3 protein-coding genes are annotated in these 4,347 nt (G+C 75.5%); 2 read left to right on the forward strand and 1 reads right to left on the reverse strand.

What is annotated here, in order from left to right; translation table 11 throughout:
- A partial coding sequence (locus ACWEVO_RS31120) for a BTAD domain-containing putative transcriptional regulator (RefSeq protein WP_452311035.1) occupies window positions 1-2,819 on the reverse strand: 2,819 nt, incomplete at its 3' end.
- A 192-nt stretch (window positions 2,820-3,011) separates the two neighbouring features.
- Here ACWEVO_RS31120 and ACWEVO_RS31125 point away from each other — a divergent pair.
- Window positions 3,012-3,713, forward strand: coding sequence for a hypothetical protein (locus ACWEVO_RS31125; RefSeq protein ID WP_452311036.1), 702 nt, complete (start codon window positions 3,012-3,014; stop codon window positions 3,711-3,713).
- On the forward strand, window positions 3,710-4,078 hold the full coding sequence (locus ACWEVO_RS31130) for a hypothetical protein (RefSeq protein WP_452311037.1): 369 nt from the start codon (window positions 3,710-3,712) through the stop codon (window positions 4,076-4,078). Before ACWEVO_RS31125 ends, ACWEVO_RS31130 begins: the two co-directional genes overlap by 4 nt.
- Window positions 4,079-4,347: the final 269 nt, after the last annotated feature.

Raw genomic sequence — 4,347 nt, forward strand, 5'->3', positions numbered from 1 at the left:
ACGAGGTCATCCGCGACGGCGGCTACAAGCTCGTTCTCCGCCGCCGCGTCCCCCGGGCGGCCCGAGGCCAGCAGCACCCGGCCGAGCGCGTCCCGCGCCCACGCCTCGGTGCCGGTGTCGCCGATCTCCCGGGTCAGCGCCACCGCCCGCTCGGCGTCCGGCCGTGCCTGCGCGGCCCGGCCGCTCGCCGCCCAAAGCACCGCCCGGCCGGCGAGCGCGGTCGCCTCGCCGTAACGGTAGCCGAGGTCCCGGTTGGCGGCCAGGCCGCGGGCGTACAGCTCCTCGGCGGCGCGGTGGTCGCCGAGGTCCCGGCGGACGCTGGCCAGGTCGACCAGGAGGACGGCCACGTTGTAGCGCGCCCCGGCCCGCTCGCCGCGCTCGTGCGCGGCCCGGAAGTGCTCCTCCGCGTCGGCCAGCGCGCCCAGCTGCCAGTGCGCGAAGCCGAGGTTGGCCAGCGACATCGCCTCCCCGCCGTCGATGCCGAGCCGCCGGGTGAGCACGAGCGACCGGCGCGCGCAGTCGATGGCCGCCTGCGGGTCGCCGAGCCGCTGGTGCACCGCGCTGAGGTTGTTGAGCATCCCGGCCCGGCCCTCGGGCCAGCCGTCGCCGATGTCGATCCGCAGTCCGTCGCGCAGGTGCCGGCGGGCCTCCTCGTACCGGCCGCTGGTGACGTGGACCAGGGCGATGCTCATGTGCATGGCGACCTGGGCCAGCGGATGGTCCTCGGCGCGCGCGGCGTCCAGCGCCACCGTCGCCGCCGCCAGCCACTCCGCGCGCCGGCCCCGCTGGTGGAAGTACGCCCGCAGCGCGTCGGCGAGGTGCCAGGCGTGGTGGCGGGGACCCTGCCGGGCGGCCTGCTCCACCGCCGCGGTGAGGTTCTGCCACTCGGCGTCCACCCAGGCCAGGGCCGCCTCAGCGGTGTCGAACGGGTCGACCGAGGCCGGGCGGGGCAGCCGGGCGAAGTGCGGGATGAGCCGGCGACCCGCCGCGTCGGCGGTGCTCAACCAGTGGTCGAGGAGGCGTTGCCAGGCCTGCTCCCGCTGGGTGGCATCCTCCTCCCCGGTGAGCCGGTCCCGCGCGTACCGGCGCAGCAGGTCGTGGAAGCGGTACCGGCCGCCCGGGTGCCGTTCCACCAGGTGCGCCGCCGCGAGGGCGCGGAGCAGCCGTTCGGCGGTGGCCGGCGGTGTCCCGGCGAGGGCCGCGGCCGCACCGGCGGCGAAGCTCGGCCCGGGCACCAGCCCGAGGCGGCGGAACAGCCGTTGCTGCTCCCCCGACAGCGCCCGATAGGACAGCGCGAACGCCTTGGTCACCGCCGGCTCGTCGGCCCCGTCGACGGTGAGCCCGGCCAGCGGGTCACCCTCGGCGAGTTCCCGGGCCAGGCCGGCGATCTCCGGCTCCCCGGCGGCCTGGAGGTTGGCCGCGGCGATCCGCAGCGCCAGCGGGAGGTGCCCGCAGAGCCGGGCCAGCCGGGCCGCGGCCGCCGCCTCGGCCCGGACCGTCCGGTCGCCGAGCAGGGCCGCCAGCAGGCGCGCCGAGTCGGCCGGGGTGAGCACGTCCAGCGGCAGCGGACGGGCGCCGGCCCGGGCGACCAGCTCGCCGAGGCGGTGCCGGCTGGTGACCAGCACGGTGCCGGCGGACGGGATCAGCGGCAGGACCTGTCCGGCGTCGCGGGCGTTGTCCAGCACCAGCAGCACGTCCCGGCCGGCCAGCCGGGAGCGGAACAGGGCGACGCGGGCGTCCAGCCCGTCCGGTACGGCCCGCGGGTCGACCCCGAGCCCGCCGAGGAGCTGGGCGAGTGCGGCATCCGGCGGGACCGGCTGCCGTTCGGCGTCGAACCCGTGCAGATCGAGGAAGAGCTGGCCGTCGGGGAAGGCGTCCCGAGCCCGGTGCGCCCAGCGCACCGCCAGCGCGGTCTTGCCGACCCCCGCCGTGCCGCTGACCACCCAGATCCGGATGCCGGCGGAGGGCTCGTCCAGGGTGGCGTCCAACCGGGCCAGGTCGGCGGCCCGGCCGGTGAAGCCGGGCACGTCGTGCGGCAGCTGGGCGGGCCGGACCAGGACCCGCCGCGAGTCGTCGGGCGGGTCCAGCGCCGGGTCGGCCCGGAGGATCAGCTGTTCCAGGCGACGCAGCTCGGGCGCGGGGTCGAGGCCCAGCTCGTCGGCGAGCCGCACGCGCACCCGTCGGTAGGTGGCCAGCGCCTGGTCGGGCCGGCCGTCCCGGTACAGGGCCAGCATGAGCTGCCCCGCCATCCGCTGCCGATCCGGGTGCCGGGCGACCTGGTCGGTCAGCTCGCCGATCACCTGCCGGGCGCGGCCGAACCGCAGCAGCGCCTCCGCCCGGTCCTCCACCGCCGCCCAGCGGGCCTCGTGCAGGCCGGCGCAGAGCCGGTGCCGGACGTCCTCCTCGGCCACGTCGGCGAGCGGTTCGCCCCGCCACAGCGCGAGCGCCCGGTCGAGCAGGTCGACGGCCATCTCGTCGGTGGCGTCGCGGGCCTGCGCGGTCAGCGCGGTGAACCGGTGCGCGTCCACCGCGTCCGGGTCGACCCGGATGCGGTAGCCCATCCCCTGGCCCGCGATCTCCACCGGCGCCCCGACCCGACGGAAGGTGGCCCGCAGCCGGGAGACCAACGCCTGGAGGGCGCCCCGGGCGCTGCGCGGCGGGGACTGCCCCCAGACCAGGTCGACCAGCCGGTCCACGGGTACCACCCGGTCGGGCTCCAGCAGCAGCGCGGCGAGGACCAGCCGGGGTTGCCGTCCGCCCACGTCCAGGCCGACGCCGTCGGACCACACCTCCACCGCGCCCAGGACCCGGAACTCCATCGACGCACCTCCCCGGTGGCGCAGTATGCCGGTCCGCCGTGGGGCGGCTGCAAGCCGGTTGCAAGGCGAATGCATCGGCAGGAGTGGATCCTCGTGCCGTCCCGCCAGGCGGTCGCCCCCCGACCGTCCGGCGGGGCACGGCGGGGGCCGGTCGGCGCCACGCCGGGTGACCTCGGATTGGGGGAACGACGAGTGAGCAGCATGAGACGCCCGCGCCGCTGGGGCCTGGCCGCGGCGGGCGCGGTGGTGGCGGCCGCGCTGGTGGCCACGGTCGGCATCGGCCACGCCGACACCGGGGTACGCCTGGACGCGCGCCCGGAGTCGCTGGCGTTCGGCAAGGAGGTCTACCACTTCGACACCGTCGCGCAGATGACCGCGACCTCGCAGCTGGTCGTGCAGGGCACGGTCACCGCGGACGGGCCCGGCCGGCTGACCGGCGTGGACGAGGACCCGGCTGCGGTCGGCGGCGGCGTCCGACTGCGCAACGTGACGATCGAGGTGTGGGACGTCCTGCACAACCCGAAGAACATGCTGGTCCCGCCGACCATCACCCTCGAGGAGGAGGGCTGGGACGAGAACGGGAACGGCTACATCGCCAACAACGTGGCGTGGAGCGAGGTCGGCGACAGCGGCTACTTCTTCCTGCGCCGCAGCTACGGCAGCGGCGACCCGCACACCTTCCAGCTGGCCAGCTCGGACGGTCGAACGCTGCTGGCCGACGGCGCGCTGGAGCCGAGCAACCCGGAGAACGACCTGGCCACATCTATCACTGGCATGACGGCCACCCAGTTCGACCAGACGGTCGTCTCGGCCAGCGCGGCGGTGGCCGCCGGCACGCTGACCGCGTCCGCGCCGACGGCTGACCAGCCGGTGATCGAGGAGAGTGGGCAATGAGGCGTACCGCGACCATCCTGGGCACCACGCTGGCCACCGTGCTGGCGTTCGCGCCACCGGCCCTGGCCAGCCACGGCGGCAAGGCCAACAGCGGCAAGCCGGACAACACGAGCCAGGACGTGGAGTCGAACTCGCTGACCACCAACGGCAAGGCGGCGGTCGCCCAGGGACGGGCGCAGCTCGACCGCTCCGACATCACCACCTCGGTCGGCGGATCGGACATCCACGTCTACGACAAGGCGTACGACACCTCCTGGTACGGGCAGACCTCCTGCACCGACACCAAGCGGTGGAACGGCCGCTGCGACCACTACAGCGTCAAGTTCAGCACCTCGAACATGAGCGGACACAGCGTCTCTGATTAGCGTAGGGATCCTGAGTCGGAGTGGGTTTCCGGGATCGTTTCCCACCTAGGTGGAGAGGCGTGGGCGTGGAAGTGAAATCCCGCGCCGAGTGCGGCTCCTCGTGGCCGGTGGCCGGTGGTGGGTGTGCTGATCGTGTTCACGCTCTGGTGCCGGTGTGCTGCGCGGGGCAGCCTGGGCCGGTCCGTTGGTGCGTGTCCCTCCGGACGCTTGCCCGCCCGGCCCTGGGGCCGGGTGGGGGAGGGTGCCCTGCGTCGCCTGGGCGCGGGGCG

The sequence above is a fragment of the Micromonospora sp. NPDC003776 genome (assembly GCF_053605645.1).